Annotated in this window: 19 protein-coding genes and 4 pseudogenes; 14 read left to right on the top strand and 9 right to left on the bottom strand. The window is 41.3% G+C overall.

The features are described 5' to 3' along the window. Positions 1-66: 66 nt before the first annotated feature. The 7 genes and pseudogenes from IPM95_14640 (at position 67) to IPM95_14610 (ending at position 5,064) form a co-directional block, all read left to right on the top strand. Positions 67-759 (top strand): zinc metallopeptidase, encoded by a 693-nt coding sequence (locus IPM95_14640; GenBank protein ID MBK9330496.1) that lies wholly within the window; start codon positions 67-69, stop codon positions 757-759. Between the two features lie 206 nt (positions 760-965). Then, positions 966-1,412 carry a 50S ribosomal protein L13 gene (rplM, locus tag IPM95_14635; GenBank protein MBK9330495.1) on the top strand — a complete coding sequence of 149 codons (447 nt, stop codon included), beginning with the start codon at positions 966-968 and terminating at the stop codon, positions 1,410-1,412. Between the two features lie 7 nt (positions 1,413-1,419). Continuing rightward, positions 1,420-1,812, top strand: a complete 393-nt coding sequence (rpsI, locus tag IPM95_14630) for a 30S ribosomal protein S9 (protein ID MBK9330494.1) — start codon at positions 1,420-1,422, stop codon at positions 1,810-1,812. A 30-nt stretch (positions 1,813-1,842) separates the two neighbouring features. Further along, positions 1,843-2,605, top strand: a pseudogene (gene rpsB, locus IPM95_14625) (30S ribosomal protein S2). A 99-nt stretch (positions 2,606-2,704) separates the two neighbouring features. Then, positions 2,705-3,544: an elongation factor Ts gene (locus tag IPM95_14620; GenBank protein ID MBK9330493.1), complete on the top strand. Its 840-nt coding sequence runs from the start codon at positions 2,705-2,707 to the stop codon at positions 3,542-3,544. A gap of 64 nt (positions 3,545-3,608) precedes the next feature. After that, positions 3,609-4,229: a hypothetical protein gene (locus tag IPM95_14615; protein MBK9330492.1), complete on the top strand. Its 621-nt coding sequence runs from the start codon at positions 3,609-3,611 to the stop codon at positions 4,227-4,229. 124 nt (positions 4,230-4,353) lie between these two features. Continuing rightward, a complete protein-coding gene (locus IPM95_14610) occupies positions 4,354-5,064 on the top strand; it encodes a UMP kinase (protein ID MBK9330491.1) in 711 nt (236 codons plus the stop codon). Positions 5,065-5,209: 145 nt separating this feature from the next. On the opposite strand, the gene IPM95_14605 is transcribed toward IPM95_14610, so the two are convergent. The 3 genes from IPM95_14605 to IPM95_14595 form a co-directional block, all read right to left on the bottom strand. Further along, on the bottom strand, positions 5,210-6,427 hold the full coding sequence (locus IPM95_14605) for a T9SS type A sorting domain-containing protein (GenBank protein ID MBK9330490.1): 1,218 nt from the start codon (positions 6,425-6,427) through the stop codon (positions 5,210-5,212). A 118-nt stretch (positions 6,428-6,545) separates the two neighbouring features. Then, positions 6,546-6,728 (bottom strand): hypothetical protein, encoded by a 183-nt coding sequence (locus tag IPM95_14600; GenBank protein ID MBK9330489.1) that lies wholly within the window; start codon positions 6,726-6,728, stop codon positions 6,546-6,548. 20 nt (positions 6,729-6,748) lie between these two features. After that, positions 6,749-7,255 carry a hypothetical protein gene (locus IPM95_14595; GenBank protein MBK9330488.1) on the bottom strand — a complete coding sequence of 169 codons (507 nt, stop codon included), beginning with the start codon at positions 7,253-7,255 and terminating at the stop codon, positions 6,749-6,751. Between the two features lie 137 nt (positions 7,256-7,392). Between IPM95_14595 and frr the strand changes: the two genes are divergently transcribed. Further along, entirely contained in the window at positions 7,393-7,956 is a 564-nt protein-coding gene (frr, locus tag IPM95_14590; GenBank protein ID MBK9330487.1) for a ribosome recycling factor, read from the top strand. An 87-nt stretch (positions 7,957-8,043) separates the two neighbouring features. Here frr and IPM95_14585 read toward each other — a convergent pair. The 5 genes and pseudogenes from IPM95_14585 to IPM95_14565 form a co-directional block, all read right to left on the bottom strand. Further along, positions 8,044-9,578: pseudogene (locus tag IPM95_14585) on the bottom strand (ribonuclease E/G). A gap of 144 nt (positions 9,579-9,722) precedes the next feature. Further along, a complete protein-coding gene (locus IPM95_14580) occupies positions 9,723-9,974 on the bottom strand; it encodes a tetratricopeptide repeat protein (GenBank protein ID MBK9330486.1) in 252 nt (83 codons plus the stop codon). Next, positions 9,962-10,234, bottom strand: a complete 273-nt coding sequence (locus IPM95_14575) for a hypothetical protein (GenBank protein ID MBK9330485.1) — start codon at positions 10,232-10,234, stop codon at positions 9,962-9,964. The genes IPM95_14580 and IPM95_14575 overlap by 13 nt, the downstream gene beginning before the upstream one ends. After that, positions 10,221-10,559, bottom strand: coding sequence for a hypothetical protein (locus IPM95_14570; protein ID MBK9330484.1), 339 nt, complete (start codon positions 10,557-10,559; stop codon positions 10,221-10,223). Before IPM95_14570 ends, IPM95_14575 begins: the two co-directional genes overlap by 14 nt. 13 nt (positions 10,560-10,572) lie before the next feature. Further along, a pseudogene (locus tag IPM95_14565) lies at positions 10,573-10,877 on the bottom strand (integration host factor subunit beta). A 206-nt stretch (positions 10,878-11,083) separates the two neighbouring features. On the opposite strand from IPM95_14565, the pseudogene mutY reads away from it, so the two are divergent. The 6 genes and pseudogenes from mutY to IPM95_14535 all read left to right on the top strand — a co-directional run bounded on the left by mutY (position 11,084) and on the right by IPM95_14535 (position 15,118). Beyond that, positions 11,084-12,102 (top strand): annotated as a pseudogene (gene mutY / locus IPM95_14560) (A/G-specific adenine glycosylase). Positions 12,103-12,162: 60 nt separating this feature from the next. After that, positions 12,163-12,513, top strand: a complete 351-nt coding sequence (locus tag IPM95_14555; protein MBK9330483.1) for a single-stranded DNA-binding protein — start codon at positions 12,163-12,165, stop codon at positions 12,511-12,513. Between the two features lie 420 nt (positions 12,514-12,933). Further along, complete coding sequence (locus IPM95_14550) at positions 12,934-13,824, top strand: CBS domain-containing protein (GenBank protein MBK9330482.1); 891 nt, start codon at positions 12,934-12,936, stop codon at positions 13,822-13,824. Between the two features lie 3 nt (positions 13,825-13,827). Next, positions 13,828-13,983 (top strand): hypothetical protein, encoded by a 156-nt coding sequence (locus IPM95_14545; GenBank protein ID MBK9330481.1) that lies wholly within the window; start codon positions 13,828-13,830, stop codon positions 13,981-13,983. Between the two features lie 27 nt (positions 13,984-14,010). After that, positions 14,011-14,646, top strand: a complete 636-nt coding sequence (gene gldD / locus IPM95_14540) for a gliding motility lipoprotein GldD (protein ID MBK9330480.1) — start codon at positions 14,011-14,013, stop codon at positions 14,644-14,646. Positions 14,647-14,683: 37 nt separating this feature from the next. After that, positions 14,684-15,118, top strand: coding sequence for a hypothetical protein (locus IPM95_14535; GenBank protein MBK9330479.1), 435 nt, complete (start codon positions 14,684-14,686; stop codon positions 15,116-15,118). Positions 15,119-15,133: 15 nt separating this feature from the next. On the opposite strand, the gene IPM95_14530 is transcribed toward IPM95_14535, so the two are convergent. Beyond that, positions 15,134-16,555, bottom strand: coding sequence for an amidase (locus IPM95_14530; protein MBK9330478.1), 1,422 nt, complete (start codon positions 16,553-16,555; stop codon positions 15,134-15,136). Between the last annotated feature and the right edge of the window lie 304 nt (positions 16,556-16,859).

The raw sequence follows: 16,859 nt of genomic DNA, 5'->3' as shown, positions 1-16,859 counted from the left end.
TGGCAAATTCAGGTTCGGAACTATTTTTGCGGTATCTTTGTTACATCAAAAAAATAAAATTACACGATGAACGGAATTTATTTAATATCGATAATTATCATGGGCGTTAGCTGGTTGGTGAGTTTTACCATGCAGCGCAGATTCAAACAATACTCACAGATACCGATCAATCTGACCGGCAAGGAAGTGGCTGAAAAAATGCTGCGCGATAACGGAATATTTGACGTAAAAGTGGTTTCCGTTCCCGGCGCATTGACAGACCATTACAATCCGCTGGACAAAACGGTCAACCTGAGCGACTGGGTATATGCCCAATCCAATGTGGCAGCAGCTTCGGTTGCGGCACACGAATGCGGACACGCCGTACAGCACGCAACGGCATACAGCTGGCTGACCATGCGTTCTAAGTTGGTACCTGTCGTTCAGGTTTCTTCCCAATGGGTACAATGGGTGATCTTAGGCGGATTCGCCGTATTGATGTTCACCAAAGGCACCGTTCCGTGGGTGTTGCTGGCAGGTATTATCTTATTCGCATTGACCACGCTGTTTAGCTTCATCACCTTACCGGTAGAATTCGATGCTTCCTCGCGTGCCTTAAAATGGCTGGACTCCACCATGATTTTGCAGGGTGACGAATACGACAAAGCAAAAAACGGCTTAAAATGGGCAGCTTCCACCTATGTGGTAGCCGCATTAGGCTCCCTGGTTACGCTATTATATTATATCTCCATTTTTGCAGGTGTGCGAAGAAGAGACTGATAAATCCATATTTTGATAAAAGGGCAGGGTGGGCTAAATAGCCCACCCTGCCCTTTTTCATAAAAAAAGTTTGTCCATCGAAAAGCTCATTTTCAAGGAGTTGTGTTAAATCAATATAAAATATTGAGGGTAAAAGTTGGTAATTCAACTACTAAAAACTACCTTTGCAGTCCAATTTTAAGGAAAAAACAGAAAATTTCAATAAAGTGAATACATTATCTTACAGAACCAAGACAGCTACGCCGAAAGACATCGTGCGTAAATGGTATATTGTAGATGCTGAAAACCAGACACTTGGACGCCTCAGCTCTGAAATTGCCAAAATTTTACAAGGTAAAAACAAACCTTCTTATTCTCCGAACATCGATACCGGTGACCATGTCATCATCATCAATGCGGAGAAAATACATCTATCCGGTAAAAAATTAACGGATAAAGTGTATATCCGCCATACCGGCTATCCGGGCGGACAGCGTTTCATGACACCAAAAGAAGCGTTTGTTAAAAAACCGGAATTCGTTCTGGAAAACGCCATCAGCCACATGTTGCCGCGCACCCGCTTAGGAAGAGCAATGTTCAAAAAATTACACGTGTTTGCAGGAACGGATCATCCGCATGCAGCACAAAAACCGGAAGTTTTAAAATTCAAATAAAATATAAATGGCAAAGGAAACAATCAACGGATTAGGACGTCGTAAAACGGCAGTTGCTCGTGTTTATTTAAAAAGCGGCAAAGGCACCATTATCGTTAATGGCAAAGACATCAAGGAATACATCGCATTAAAACAGCTGGTAGACAGGGCATTGAAGCCGCTGAACGTGCTGGATGCTGCTTCCAAATTTGATATTACCGTCAATGTAAAAGGCGGCGGCATCAAAGGACAGGCAGAAGCCATCTCGTTGGGTATTGCCCGTGCTTTGGTGAAAAACGATGAAACGGTGAAACCTGCCTTAAAGGCAGAAAACCTGATGACTCGTGACTCACGTATGGTGGAGCGCAAGAAATTCGGTAAGAAAAAAGCCCGTAAAAGCTTCCAGTTCAGTAAACGTTAATCTTCAAAAATTTATAAGAATCATATGGCAATGTCTAAATTATCTCAGCAAGAAATGTTGGATGCCGGAGTACACTTCGGACATTTAAAGAAAAAATGGAATCCTAAAATGTTACCGTACATCTTTATGGAACGTAAGGGTATCCACATCATCGACTTGAACAAGACGCAGGAGAAACTGGAAGAAGCTGCAGCCGCACTTCGCTCCATCGCCAAATCCGGCAGAAAAATATTATTTGTCGCTACCAAAAAACAGGCGAAAGAAATTGTACAGGAAGCTGCCAAACAGGTAAACATGCCTTTCGTTACAGAGCGCTGGTTAGGTGGTATGCTGACAAATTTTGTCACTATCCGCAAATCCATTAAGAAAAAACAAAACATCGAAAAGATGTTAGGCGATGGCGCATTGAACAACATCACCAAGAAAGAAAGACTGATGCTGGGCCGTCAGCAGCAAAAGCTGGACAAGGTATTAGGCGGTATCGAAAACCTGCCCCGTATCCAGGCTGCACTGTTCTTAGTGGACATCACGCACGAGCACATCGCTCTGGCGGAAGCTAAAAAACTTAGGCATCAAAACCATCGGTGTGGTGGATACCAACAGCGACCCTACGAAAGTAGATTTCGCCATCCCGGCGAACGACGATGCCACCAAATCCATCCAGCTAATCACGAACTACCTGGTAGAAGCGATCAAAGAAGGTTTGGCAGAGCGCAAAAAAGACAAGGAAGAAGCGGAAACGAAAGCGGAAGCGGACGCTAAAGCATCTGTAGAAACAGAAGCAGCGGAATAGTTTATCGGACTAAAAAGGATAAATTAAAAAGTAAAAGGAGTTTAATTGAAATAACATTCATTCATTCTCGCATTCATTCATTCTCAAATTAAATTAAACATGTCAACTGTAACTATCACAGCAGCAGAAGTAAATAAATTAAGACAAGAAACCGGTGCCGGTATCATGGATTGCAAAAAAGCATTGACAGAAACCAACGGTGATTTTGAAGCAGCAATCGATTATTTAAGAAAAAAAGGCGCCAAGATAGCCGCCAACCGTGCCGACAGAGAAGCCAATGAAGGTGTTGTTGTCGCCTTAACCAGTGAGGACGGAAAATTCGGCTGTGCCGTAAACTTAAGTTCTGAAACGGACTTCGTTGCAAAAAATGAAGACTTCATCAATCTGGCAAAATCCATTGCAGAGGTAGCATTAACCAACAGAATTAAAACGCTGGAAGATTTACAGAACGCTCAGTTGGACGGTGTTTCCATCCAGGATAAATTGCTGGATACCTTAGCGAAAATCGGCGAAAAGATCGAATTGAAAAAATACGAAGTGGTGGAAGGCGAAGGAGTCGTATCCTACATCCACATGGGATACAGAATGGGCGTATTGGTTCAGCTGAACAAAGCGCTGAATGAGGATATAGCTACAGCAGGTAAAGACGTGGCGATGCAAATCGCGGCGATGAACCCGGTAGCGGTGGATGCGAGCGGCGTATCGGAGGAGCTGAAAGAAAGAGAAAAAGCGATTGCCCGCGAAAAAGCGATTGCAGCTGGCAAACCGGAAAACATCCTGGATAAAATAGCGGAAGGCGCGGTGAACACCATGCTGAAAGAAAATACCTTATTGCCGCAGGCATTTGTAAAAGACGGCAGCAAGACGGTCGATCAATATCTGAAATCTGTGGACAAAGATTTGACGGTGTTATCGTTCAAGCGAGTAACACTTTCGTAAATAGTAAAAGAGGGAATTTTATTCTCTCTTTTTTTTTGCTTAAATTTAATGTTGTATAGTATCTATGAGTAAAAAGTTTGCTGTTCTGTCATTTGTTTCTTTACTGCTTTTTTCCTGCAAGAAAAGTACAACGGCAAACTGTAACCTGACTTCATTTCCTTGTAAAGCAGGAAATTCCTGGACATACGTACAAACAATCCTTTCAGACTACAATACCATTCGTGATACGACCACCTATGATACCATTCATCTGTCGGTTGTAAAAGATACCATCTATGATGGAAAAACTATGCAAAAAATAGAGTGTTATTCTAATAAGAATCCATACAGATCTTTTGCTTTGTGTATCAATGAGAATTCTTCCTTTGTACAATATATAAGTGAACCGGGTTTTATCTCTCAGTTATTACGTGTTAGAAAACCAGCTTCCTATGAGGACGGAATACTGGAATTGGGAAAAATAGCAGAACCTGACTCAACAATATCCGTCATTTTGAGCTTTAATACCGACAACTGGATTTACAGGGAAAATGATCTGGTTAAAATAGAGAAAAAGAATTTGGGTGAAGCAACAATCACAACGCCCAAAGGCACCTTTCAATGCTGTAAATATCAATTAAACTATTTAAGGAAGTTCTTCCCGCAATCTATTGAAACTACCGAATTCTTCTCACAAAAGGATTAGTTAGAAAAAATCAACAATAGCTTTAATGTAGATTTCACAGATGGCTCCGGCAATCTGATTGATACAGGGAATCGTTATGAAAGCATTGAATTAACAGATTACACCTTATTATAAAACACCTGCCATGAACAAACCTATCAAACGAGTACTACTCAAACTTAGCGGCGAGGCCCTGATGGGCGACCAGCAATTCGGTATCAAGGCGGACACACTCGGATTGTTTGCCGATGAGATAGTGGAAGTGATTAAGGCCGGCTATCAGGTAGGCGTGGTGATTGGCGGCGGCAACATTTTCCGCGGCCTGCAGGCCGGCAATATCGGCATCGAACGCTCACAGGGTGACTACATGGGCATGCTGGCCACCATCATCAATGGTATGGCGCTGCAGGGAGCCGTTGAGTCGCGCGGCATCTATACCCGTTTGTTATCTGCTCTGAACATCTCACAGGTTTGTGAACCCTATATCCGCAGAAGAGCCGTGCGTCACCTGGAAAAAGGCAGATGCATCATCATGGCGGCCGGTACCGGCAACCCGTATTTTACCACCGACACGGCTGCGGCATTGCGTGCCAACGAGATTGAAGCGGATGTCATTCTAAAGGGCACCAGCGTGGACGGCATCTATTCGGCTGATCCGAAGAAAGACCCGAATGCCACCAAATACGAAGCCATCTCCTTTGATGATGTGCTGATAAAGAATCTGCGCGTCATGGACCAGACGGCTTTTGCACTCTGCAAGGAAAATCATATGCCTATCATCGTCTTCAACATCAAGGAAAGAGGCAATATCCTGCGCATCCTGCAAGGTGAAAAGATTGGGACGTTGGTGAGTTAAGAGATTTGGGGATTTGAGGTTTAGGATTTTTTGAGTACACTGTGTCCTTTCGACGAGGAAGGAGGAGAAAACTTGATTTAATAGTGAGTAATTAGCATTAAGTAGTGAGATTTTAAGTATCTACTCAATTCTCTTTTTCTTTATTTTATGATTTGAAACTTTTTGTTTCGGTCATCCTGTCGCTGTTTATTTGTAGCAAATACATCCCAGCCGGGATATTTGAAATATTGACAATTGTTTCTGCCGGATTTAATTTTCCGGATGTTATATTCTTTCCGGTAAAATCGTAAATCACATAAAATGCATTCTCTGTTCTCCCTTGTACGTTGAATCGTACCGCAATTGACGTATTAGCCGGATTGGGGTAAATCGTAATATCCTGCGCTGATGACAAGGGCTTGTTAACCGTATTATTCAGGATATCCTGATATTTGTAAATGACAATATCACCCATAGAGGAATCTGTACATTGATTATTTCGCTCAGTCAGTATAAATAATTCGTCAGACGTATTATTAAAAAACACGATATCCTTTAAGTATTGTGTCCCGGGATTATAATCGTTAGAGGTGAACCCTGATGGCAACTTTATACGTTCCACCTTTCCATCAGCTAAAGACAAGATAAAATAGAAAGGGGTGGTATTATAGCTGTTATTGTTGGTGGTATCAATATAATCAGCTTTAAACACGATTTTATCACCGTAATTTAATTTCACATTGGGCATAGCCATCTCTTTACTGAAATAAACAATACTATCCAAAATGATGGTATCAGGCAATACGGATGACCATACAAGCGTTCCGGACGCATTCATTTTTTCAAATACATTCCTATACGCAGGAATAGTAAGCCCATCTCCATTCAAATTGTATTCCTGCAATAATACCCCATCTTCTAATTCAATTGCCAAAACCGCTTCTATATTTTCAATGGCATGAGACCACTCCATCTCCCCCGTACTCTCTTTCATTTTATATAAATATTTAGCACTGTAAAATGTATCTATATCTGTGATATATTCAGTCATCAGAAAATAAGTTGATTTTTGGTCTGTCTGGGGATAATTACTCAAATTAAAATCCCAGGGGTAAAGATTAACCGTATTCATTACCGGACTAATCTGCATGCTGACATACTGGGCATCCGGATGGTTTATAAAAGTTTGTACGGAATAGGTCAGGTCATCTTTATTAATTGTGTACAATACGATGGCATACCGAAACGTGGTATCGCTTGAATTGATATTGATTACGCCACCCAGTACTAAATTCCCATTCTCCAATACTGTCAGCAAATCAAGTATATCGTTTGATTCGCCATATTCAAAAGTTGAACGCACAATAGCGGCTTCTTCAGACAACATTGAAAAGTTGACTCCGGTAGCGGATGTTTCTAATAGGTAGAAGTGCTCATTAGTCTTGAAAATTTTATAGTTATACCCCGGATAACTTCGTTTGATTACTGATTTCGAATTGATATTAATCCGGTAAAATTCTTAAGTCCCATCCCTCATACTCAAAAGCATAGGGATGTGTTTTAGAATATATTACTGCCATCTGGTAAATGCTGTCATTTAATTTGTTTACAAAACAATGTCCAATATCGACTGATGTATCCTTTGGAAAATAAGTCAGCGTATCTATCGGGAACGGTTCAACCATCTCTGCTCCGTTATCACTCCTCAATATGCCAAATGCCAGAATGTTGTTTCTAAGCGAATCATTAATGACTCCATACGGGGATTCCAACTGTATGGATTCAAAAAATTGTAATGCAGAATAATCTCATCATCAAGTACGCTGTATAAATTATCGGTAAGAGGATATCCAAAAACTGTGAAATGAATAAGACCAAACCATGAAGGAAAATATTCAGTATGTAAGGCTTTTTCTGTATGTGCGAGACGTTTACCCCACAAGGTATCTCCGTCGGCATCCAGTTTTACCAGCCAGTTTGTACCGAAGTAATACGATAAAGAATCCACATTATCCCTTTCAAAGTAAGCCGATTTCGAGTTTGAACGGATGTCCATCAAATATTCTCTGGTAGGCAAAACATCAAATGAACGCAATATTTCCGACCTGCCGCCATCCATACAATGCACTAATGACAGTTGTTGCGCGTGTATCCTACTAATGTTCGGAAAAAATAACAACCACAGCGTTATTGCTTTTAAGAACTGATTCATCGTTATCAAATTTATACAATTTTATTGTATGATACAAATACTAAAGAAATTATAAAACAGCGCTGCATATTTTGACAACTGTCATCTGCTAACTGTCCACTATTTATTTTATCTTTGCCAGCATAAATTGCACAACGATGGAAGAAGAAGTACAAATGATACTCGACGAAACGAAGGACTCCATGCACAAAGGTCTGAAACACCTGGAGGACGAACTACGCAAGGTGCGGGCCGGCAAAGCCAGTCCTGATATGCTGCAGGGAATCATGGTGGAATACTACGGCATGCCCACTCCCATCAACCAGGTGGCTGGCATCAAATTACTGGATGCGAGGACATTGTTGGTACAGCCCTTCGAACGGAAAATCATCGGCGATGTGGAACGCGCCATCTTCCAAAGCAATATCGGCATTACCCCGCAAAACGACGGAGAGAATATCCGATTGTCCGTACCACCAATGACGGAAGAACGCCGCCGCGACCTGGTAAAACAAGCCAAACACCACGGTGAGCAGACCAAAATCGTTATACGCAACGCCCGCAAAGACGGCAATGAAATGATTAAAGGATTGGTGAAAGACGGATTAAGCGAGGACATTGGCAAAGATGCGGAAGAGACCATCCAGACGTTAACCAACGACCATATTGCCAAAGTGGACAAGATGCTGCAGCTGAAAGAAGAAGAGATTATGACGATATAGATTTTCTGCTATTGACAGACACTTCCACTTAAATTTAAAATCCTACAGTTCAAATTCGTCTTCTGCAAACATAGGATACGTGGACAATTATACCTTTTCGCCTTCCTTCGTCACCAGTTTGTATTCTGCCAGATGCAGAGAGGAATCCTGGATTAACCGAACCCATTTCTTGATCTTCGAATACCAGTTCATCCGGAACGAGAAGGTATCCTTTTTCATATAGGCATAGATAAACGGATGCACATAAAGCAGAAAATTTTTAGCATCGTGCGTTTTCAGGTGCATCAGTTCCGTTTCGATATTATCGATAATCTGCAGCGGCTGGTCCACTTTATATTTGCTGTTGCCGTGCAGCAACGGCTCCCGGGTATCAATACTGACTTGTTCTTTCATCCGTTGGCGGGTGATTTCCATCAGCCCGAATTTACTCACCGGCAGTATGACATGTTTCGCCTTGTCGGGTTTCATCGCTTCCAGCATCGCCTCGTACAGCTTATGCTTATATTCCGACGACTTCATATCAATAAAGTCTATCACGATGATACCGCCGATATCACGCAGGCGGAGCTGACGCGAAATTTCCTGTGCCGCCTCCACATTGATGTTAAAGGCATGCGTATCCTGTTCCACATCTCTTTTCACCTTAGGCCCGCTGTTCACGTCAATGACGTGCAGCGCTTCCGTATGCTCCAGGATGACATAAGCGCCGCTTTTTAAGGTGACGGTTTTTCCGAAAGCCGTTTTTATCTGGCGGCTGATGTCAAACGTTTCGAACAAAGGCGTTTTGTCGTCGTATCTATTCAGGATGGAAGATTGTTCCGGCGCATGTTCTTTGATATAGGCCTTTAAATCGCCATGTAAGGTAGGATTATCGGTAATGATTTTAGAAAAGCTGTCGTTCATCAAATCACGTACGATGGAGAATGTCTTGTTCATCTCCTTCAGCAGCTTTGGCGGATTCTGGTAGCGCATTTCCGTCATGATTCTCCACTTGTTCATCAGGTTCTGCACATCGTGTTTCAGTTCATCCTTTCCAACACCTTCCGCGTTTGTCCGAACAACGAAGCCGAAATTTTTCGGCTTAATCTGATGCATGATGTCATGCAGTCGGTCTCGTTCTTCCGGCTTATCAATTTTTTTGGAAATGCCGACCGTATTGGTGAACGGCACCAGCACCACGTACCTTCCCGGAATGGATAATTCGCAGGTCAGACGCGGCCCTTTCGTAGAGATGGCTTCTTTGGAAATCTGGAAAATAAGGATATCGCCTTTCTCCAAAGCATCCACCATCTGCCCGTTCTTCTGAATGGTAGTCTGAAACTCAAAGGTATCCAATAAGTGTGATTGCTCGCCCCTGAACGCATCCGAACTGAACTTCCGGACAGAACGGACATATGGACTTAAATCTGAATAGTGTAGAAAGCATCTTTTTCATGCCCGATATCGATAAAGGCTGCATTTAATCCCGGATTTATTTTCTTTACCCTTCCCAGGTAAATATCTCCTGCTGCAAAACCTTCTTTGTCATAAGCATCCAGATGAAATTCGACTAATTTTTTGTTTTCAAGAAGCGCAATTTCAACACCTTTGGAATTAGCATGTATCACTAATTCTTTTATCATGTGTTTAGTTTATTAGTTGTGAGCCGCAAGTATTCTTTATTCACGGCTTGTGACTTATTTCTTCTTGTGACGGTTCTTTCTCAGTCTTTTCTTTCTTTTGTGCGTCGCGATTTTGTGAAGCTTTCTTTTTTCCGCAAGGCATAGTTAAACTTTTTTACTTTTTAAATTTTTGACGACTTCGTCTATTTCTTTATCAAAATCTTTGTTCCTACCAACTCTTTGCACATTTCCAAACATCCTGATGGCTTCCTCCGTATGTCCTAACTGCGCTTCGGTTATGGCCAGAAAATACATGGCTTCCGTATTTTGCGGCGACAACTTCCGCACTTTCTGCAAACGCTCTTTCGCTTTGTCGTATTGTCCGGACTGAATGGATAACCTGCCTAATGCCAACAAGACCGGAATGTTGTCCGGAAGGCTGTCCAGAGCCGGCGCAATAGACCGATTCCTTTCATCGGTTCCTGCGAACCCTGTACATATACATCCGCCAGTTTTATCTTCAATTCAACATCACTGCCATCTTTTAGAACGGCATCTTCGTAAGAACGGAGCGCAAAGGTAATTAAATTATTTAAAATAACAGAGTCTTCCGTTGATTTATATGCACTTACAAGCACATCACCGGCATTTTCCATAGCTACTTTAGTCCACTTCAACTTTGGCAAATTGATAGAAATAATAAGCACCCAAAGCCGGATTATTCAGATTTTTCCAGAAATCGGAAGTTTGCAGGTATAGCTTTTTAAAGGTAGCGGTATCTGCAGGTTTTACTGCTTTCAAAGCTTCGGTAATAGCAGCTAACTGTGATTTTTCTGCAGGCAATAATTTTGCAGTTTGTTGCTCTTCATATTGCTCAAAAGAAAACGAACCAGTGCTAACTGTTGCTGTTTGTTCTTTTTTAACAACAGTTTTGCCGCCAAAATAAAGTGCTAATGCTAAAATTATTGTACCTACACCTAATGCTATCTGTCCCTTCTGCACTGTCGTAAATTAACTATTCGCTGTCTTTTAGACGCCTGGCACTGGATTCCTTGATCTGCTCCACAAAGACTTTTGATGGTTTGAATGCCGGAATCTGGTGCTCCGGAATCTCAATGGCGATATTTTTCTTGATATTACGTCCGATTTTTGCTTTACGCGTTTTTACGATAAAACTGCCAAAACCGCGCACATACAGATTTTCACCGGCGGCCGGGTGTCTTTTACTTCTTTAAAGAAGGCTTCCACAGCTACTAATACGTCTACTTTAGGCACCCCTGTTTTCTCAGAAATGGTGGTGATAATGTCTGCTTTTCTCATGGTTCATGTTTAATTGGATTACAAAAATGCAAAATTATTTCTAACTAACTTACTAATATACACGAAATTAGGGTTTTTTTAATATTAAGTATCTTTTCCGTTCTCGAGGGTTGGATTTCAACCCTCGAGGTTGGATTCATTTAAAAGTTTTATTTTTACCCCGTAAATGAAATCGTTCTCCCGGAAACTCTCGAATGGTACGACCCATGCACCGAAATCTGCCTTGGAAGAAGACAAAGGATGCCTACAAAATATGGCTGTCGGAAATCATCCTGCAGCAGACCCGCGTAGAACAAGGAAAACCTATTATCTGGCATTTATCAAAAAATATCCGACCGTCAGAAAACTGGCATCTGCGCCGCTGGACGAAGTACTGAAACTGTGGGAAGGGCTGGGCTATTATTCGCGCGCCAGAAACCTGCACAGCGCCGCCCTTCAGATTGTGGATGAACACAACGGAAAGTTCCCTTCCGGCTATCAAGCCATCCTTGACTTAAAAGGAATAGGGAGATACACGGCGGCGGCCATCGCTTCGTTTGCCTACGGTCTGCCGCACGCGGTGGTGGACGGCAATGTTTACAGGGTATTATCCAGGGTTTTCGGCATTGAGACACCCATTGACACGACTCCGGGAAAACAGCAATTTGAAGCATTGGCGGACAAGCTGTTGGACAGGAAGAATCCGGCACTGCACAACCAGGCATTGATGGATTTCGGCGCACTGATATGCAAACCGCAGCAGCCACTGTGCGGGCAATGTCCGTTCAGTTCGGAATGCAGGGCATTGGCATCGGATGCCATCCGCCTGTTGCCTGTCAAATCCAAGAAACTGTTTAAAAAAGACCGGCATTTCCATTATTTCGTCCTCCACGACGCCAAAAACATATTCATCCGCCAAAGAACGGACAAGGACATCTGGAAAGGGCTGTTTGAGTTTCCGATGGAGGAAAGTGCACAGCCCGCAGACCACAGCCCGCAGTTTCCATCTAATTCCGTATTAAAAAAACACGGCGGGCTATCGACCGTCGACCATGGGCCAACATTTACCTACCGTCAAACCCTCTCCCATCAACACATTAACGCTTATTTCTGTGAAATCAGGCTGAATAAGCTGCCGAAGCCGGATGAATCCTATCTCAGGATTGCCAAAAAATCCATATTTGAGTACGCTTATCCAAAAATTATCCGTTCTTATTTGGCAGATAGATTAAATTTTTTATCTTAGATTAACGAATATCATTGACAGACATCAAAATACGTATATTTGTAAACTAATTGTAAAACTATGAGTGTTAATAAAGTTATTCTAATTGGTCGACTGGGCAAAGACCCCGAAGTTAGAAAGATTAATGCGACGACCACAGTTTGTAATTTCCCATTAGCTACCAACGAATCCTACAAAAACCAGGATGGCACTTATACCGAACAGACGGAATGGCATAATATTGTCATGTGGCGCGGCGTGGCGGAACGGGCGGAACGCATATTAAAGAAAGGCTCCAATGTTTTTATTGAAGGTAAACTAAGAACCCGCTCCTGGGAAGACAAGGAGGGCAACAAACGATACACCACTGAAATTGTCGTAGAGAATTTTCAGTTGCTGGATAAGAAAGATCCATCATCCGCCCTCCGGTGACAGGGACAGAACATAAGTCAGAGACAGATTCATCCACTACTCCCGGCTCGTTGACGGAACCGAGTTTTGATGATGATTTACCATTCTAAATGGGTTAAAGAAATTATAAAATATTGGACGACGGCATACCCATACCTTTTTACTGAATTTCCTGCTTACAGCTGCCGTGGAGTGATATCTTCAACCCATTTGACGTTACATTGGTTTATGAAGTGATTGGAATTTTTATTTTATTGGTATTTACCGCCATGATGTGCGCTGTTGAAGTCGCCATCTTCTTATTTAAACACCATGAAATTCAGGAACTGGAAAGGAGACCAATAACACTGATATCCTGATATTAGACTTCATAAAAAAGCCAGACGGTTTCTTGCAACTTTTGTTCTGACTACCACATTATTTACGCTCGCGGTTGTTGTAATGTTTGAAAACATACTAGAGATATTACTGAAACAGGAATTTGCAGAATCACACGAGACCTTTTTATTTATTATTAAGATTTCATTTGAAACATTTATCATCGTTTTGTTTGCCGAAGTGATACCGAAGCTGTATGCCACGCAAAACCATTATAAAGTTTCCAAATACACCATTCAAACTTTAGCGACTTTGATAAACTCTTTTGCACCTTTGATTAAAAAGTCCTTGCTCTCACTTCAAATTTTTCGAAAACGATTGGAAGGCGTTAGAAATATTGTTACGGCTAAGGATATCGATGAAGCGATAGACATCACTAATTCCCTGGATAAGAATGACTCAGACAGGAATGATACCAAAATCCTGAAGAGTATCGTGAAATTCGGAAACATAGCAGTGACGCAAATTATGCGTTCCCGTATGGATGTGGTGGCGGTAGATAAAGACGCTACCTTCGAGGAATTGCTGAACACCGTCAGTGAGTCGGGCTACTCCCGTATTCCGGTAGTGGAAGACAACTTCGATAAAGTGGTGGGTATCATTTACGCAAAAGATTTATTGAATTATATTGATGCAGATAAGAATTTCCAATGGCTGCAGTTAATAAAACAGGCTTTCTTTGTTCCGGAAACTAAAAAAATAGACGATCTGCTCGAAGACTTCCAGACCAAGCGGGTACACATGGCAATTGTTGTGGATGAATACGGCGGCAGTTCGGGCATTGTGACACTGGAAGACGTGCTCGAAGAGGTTATCGGCGATATCAAGGATGAATTTGATGATGCCAGTGAAATTGACTACAAGAAGATTGACAACTATAACTTCATTTTTGAAGGAAGAACCGCCTTGAAACGATGTTTGCAAGGTATTGGAAATTCCCGGAAATTCCTTTGAAAAGTGAGCGGCGATGCGGATTCTTTAGCAGGTTTGGTTCTTGAATTAAATTCCGAAATTCCGGTGGAAGGGGATGTGCTGAAATTCGAACAGTTCACTTTTTTGATTTTAGAAGCAGATAAGACGAGAGTGATACGCGTAAAGATTACGATTAATTAAATAATGTAACAATGTAGCAATGAAACAATGAAACAAATAAAACGAAATATCCTTTCCACGAAACAGCGAAACATCATTATATTCTTACATTGCTTAATTGTTACATTAACTGTAACATCCTGCAGGGAAAACTACACCCCGAAACGTACTGCTTATTTCCGGATAGAATTCCCGAAGGAACGGACATATACCTCCTACAGCAATACCGTTTGTCCTTTCACGTTTGAATATGCCGATTACGGCCAGATACAGAAAGATTCGTCCAACCCGGAAGAAATCAATGCGCACCCCTGCTGGTTCAATATCATTTATCCGGACTACCAAGGGAAAATCTATTTAAGCTATACCTCCATTGACCAGAACAATACGCTGGATAAACTCATCCGCGACAGCTACAAGCTGACGTTCAAGCATACCGTGAAAGCGGATTATATTGATGAGACACCCGTTCGCGGAAAAAACAAGAACGTAAGCGGAATTGTCTATGATGTAGGTGGCAATGCTGCCAGCGCCGTACAGTTTTATGTTACAGACAGTTCACAACATTTTCTTCGTGGCTCACTGTATTTTTTTGCTTCACCAAATGCCGATTCTATTGCACCGGCAGTAAAATATTTCAGAGAAGACGTTCAGCATATCATAGAAACATTGCAGTGGAAATAAGACAATAATTTTAGTAATTATTTTTTACATTTGCATTATGAATAAATATATTGCATCTATCATATTGTTATTTTTTAGTATATCTATAAAAGCGCAGCAAAGTAATGTATTTGATTTTTCAGCCAACAATAAAAAAATTATGGCATCAAAAGTCAATCTTACCATTTCTGAAACCTATTTTAAAAAAGATAAAACTGATATTGACGCTATTTTAAAACGTGCAAAACGACTAAAAATAACCGGTCTAATATTTACCAGTTTAGGTGGCGCTGGTATTTTAACCACTACACCTTTCGTAATTATTTATGGCGTATCAGATAATTATTCCAATCATCACATCGGTGATTTTGCTGCCGCTTTAGTTGGGATTATGGGATACACACCAAGTACCGCATGTTTAATTACAGGCATTCCTATGACAGTTGTTGGTTTTAAAAAATCGAAAAAACAGAATAGCTATAAGGAATTTTAGTAAGATATTTATTCTCTACTTATCGTAAATAAACTTCCACGGTTGTGCCGTTTCTAATTGCAAAGCCAACTCAAGCAGTAACGCATCTTGTCCGAAAGGTGCCACAAACTGCACACCTACAGGCATATCGTTGGACGCTGTTCCTAATGGCAATGAAATAGCAGGCGAACCTGATATATTGAACAAAGGCAGAAAGGATGCAAAATCAGCACCACGCCAGGCGATTTCTTTGTAATCTAATAAAGGTGAGAAATAACCAATTTCCGGCGTACGCTTGGTCGTTACTGCCGTCATGATGATATCATAATCTTTCTCTAATTTATCTTCTGTACTTTTTGCAGAACGCACCAACGTGCTTATGCTGCTTAATAATTTTGTTTTTCGTTTGGCAAATGTTTCTGCCAAGCCTAATGTAAATGGTTCCAACACAGATTTGTCTACAGCTGCACCATGTGTCAGTCTTCCGAAATTGATAGACATGTACGATAAAAAACCATAGTAGGTCAAATAATGCAAGGTGAGTGACTCAATATCCAAAGGTACTTTTATCATCTCAACTGAATGACCTAAGGATTCTAATAATTTCGCGGTTTCCAACTGCACGCGAAAGGTATCTTGATCCATGTGACCTTGTTTGCCTTCCGGTAAATTTTCAAAGAAGGCAATTTTTAACTTTCTGTTCAATGGATTTTGTACATGTCCTATTCTTGGCAATCTGCTATTGTAATGAAATTTTTCCGCAGCAGCATAAAAAGCAGCGGTATCGCGTACACTGCGTGTAAGCACACCCTGATACACAATATTCACCGGCAAGGTTTCCGTGCCTTCCATATAAAACAAACGTTTACGTGTTGGCTTCAACCCAACCAAACCACAACAAGATGCCGGAATACGAGTAGAACCAGCGCCATCATTAGCTGTGGCAATCGGCACCACACCACTAGCCACCATGGCAGCAGAACCAGATGATGAGCCACCCGTTGTATAATCTGTATTCCATGGATTTCTGGTGACATGCCATTTTTCATTTTCTGTACTGCAAATAAACCCGAACTCAGGCATGGTCGTTTTGCCGATACAGTTCACACCGGAAGAAAAAAACTGATTGACATATTTACTGTTTTTCTTCGCAACTTTGGAAACAAATGCACCGGTACCTTTCTGCACCGGATATCCTTTAATAAAATCATTATCTTTTACAAAAGTAGGAACACCATAAAATGGTCCATCTTGATTTAGTTTATCGTTGTTACGTGCATCATCGTACATCTTAATAGCGATAGCACCTAAGGTTGGATTTACTTTTTCCGCACGTGCAATGGCTGCTTCGGTTACTTCTTTTACGGATATTTTTTTTGTTGAAATTGCAGCTGCTAATTCAGTTGCATCCATTGTACCGAGTGCATCATCGGTAAAGGCGTTGATTCTTTTTCCCATGCTTTAAATCTACAAAACTAATTTGTAAGAAAAGATTAGCTTTTGCATAAAAATGAATGCTGTCAAAAAACAAAACACATAGAAACATCGAGATGAAAGCTAAATGGTTAGTAGAAACCTAAACGATCGTTCATAAACAAACATAGGTAAGCGAAGCTTACTTCTATATTTTCTTGTCAGGCGGACAGCATTGTATGGTCTGATTTGCTCTTTTTTACTAAAACTATGTGTCTATGTGTTTTAAAAATTCCAATACTTTTTTATTCTTTTAAAATTCACACATCAGCTAATTAATTATCTTTGT

The organism is Sphingobacteriales bacterium, assembly GCA_016719635.1.
In the GTDB taxonomy this organism is placed as follows: Bacteria; Bacteroidota; Bacteroidia; order Chitinophagales; family JADIYW01; genus JADJSS01.
This window is presented reverse-complemented; position numbering and strand designations above follow the sequence as displayed.

Excerpts from the sequence above, each read along its gene's own strand:
- IPM95_14640 (MBK9330496.1), top strand. The coding sequence starts at position 67 with ATGAACGGAATTTATTTAATATCGATAATTATCATGGGCGTTAGCTGG.
- rpsI (MBK9330494.1), top strand. The coding sequence starts at position 1,420 with ATGGCAAAGGAAACAATCAACGGATTAGGACGTCGTAAAACGGCAGTT.
- IPM95_14620 (MBK9330493.1), top strand. The coding sequence starts at position 2,705 with ATGTCAACTGTAACTATCACAGCAGCAGAAGTAAATAAATTAAGACAA.
- IPM95_14615 (MBK9330492.1), top strand. The coding sequence starts at position 3,609 with ATGAGTAAAAAGTTTGCTGTTCTGTCATTTGTTTCTTTACTGCTTTTT.
- IPM95_14610 (MBK9330491.1), top strand. The coding sequence starts at position 4,354 with ATGAACAAACCTATCAAACGAGTACTACTCAAACTTAGCGGCGAGGCC.
- IPM95_14600 (MBK9330489.1), bottom strand. The coding sequence starts at position 6,728 with ATGGTTGAACCGTTCCCGATAGATACGCTGACTTATTTTCCAAAGGAT.
- IPM95_14595 (MBK9330488.1), bottom strand. The coding sequence starts at position 7,255 with ATGAATCAGTTCTTAAAAGCAATAACGCTGTGGTTGTTATTTTTTCCG.
- frr (MBK9330487.1), top strand. The coding sequence starts at position 7,393 with ATGGAAGAAGAAGTACAAATGATACTCGACGAAACGAAGGACTCCATG.
- IPM95_14555 (MBK9330483.1), top strand. The coding sequence starts at position 12,163 with ATGAGTGTTAATAAAGTTATTCTAATTGGTCGACTGGGCAAAGACCCC.
- IPM95_14550 (MBK9330482.1), top strand. The coding sequence starts at position 12,934 with ATGTTTGAAAACATACTAGAGATATTACTGAAACAGGAATTTGCAGAA.
- gldD (MBK9330480.1), top strand. The coding sequence starts at position 14,011 with ATGAAACAAATAAAACGAAATATCCTTTCCACGAAACAGCGAAACATC.
- IPM95_14535 (MBK9330479.1), top strand. The coding sequence starts at position 14,684 with ATGAATAAATATATTGCATCTATCATATTGTTATTTTTTAGTATATCT.
- IPM95_14530 (MBK9330478.1), bottom strand. The coding sequence starts at position 16,555 with ATGGGAAAAAGAATCAACGCCTTTACCGATGATGCACTCGGTACAATG.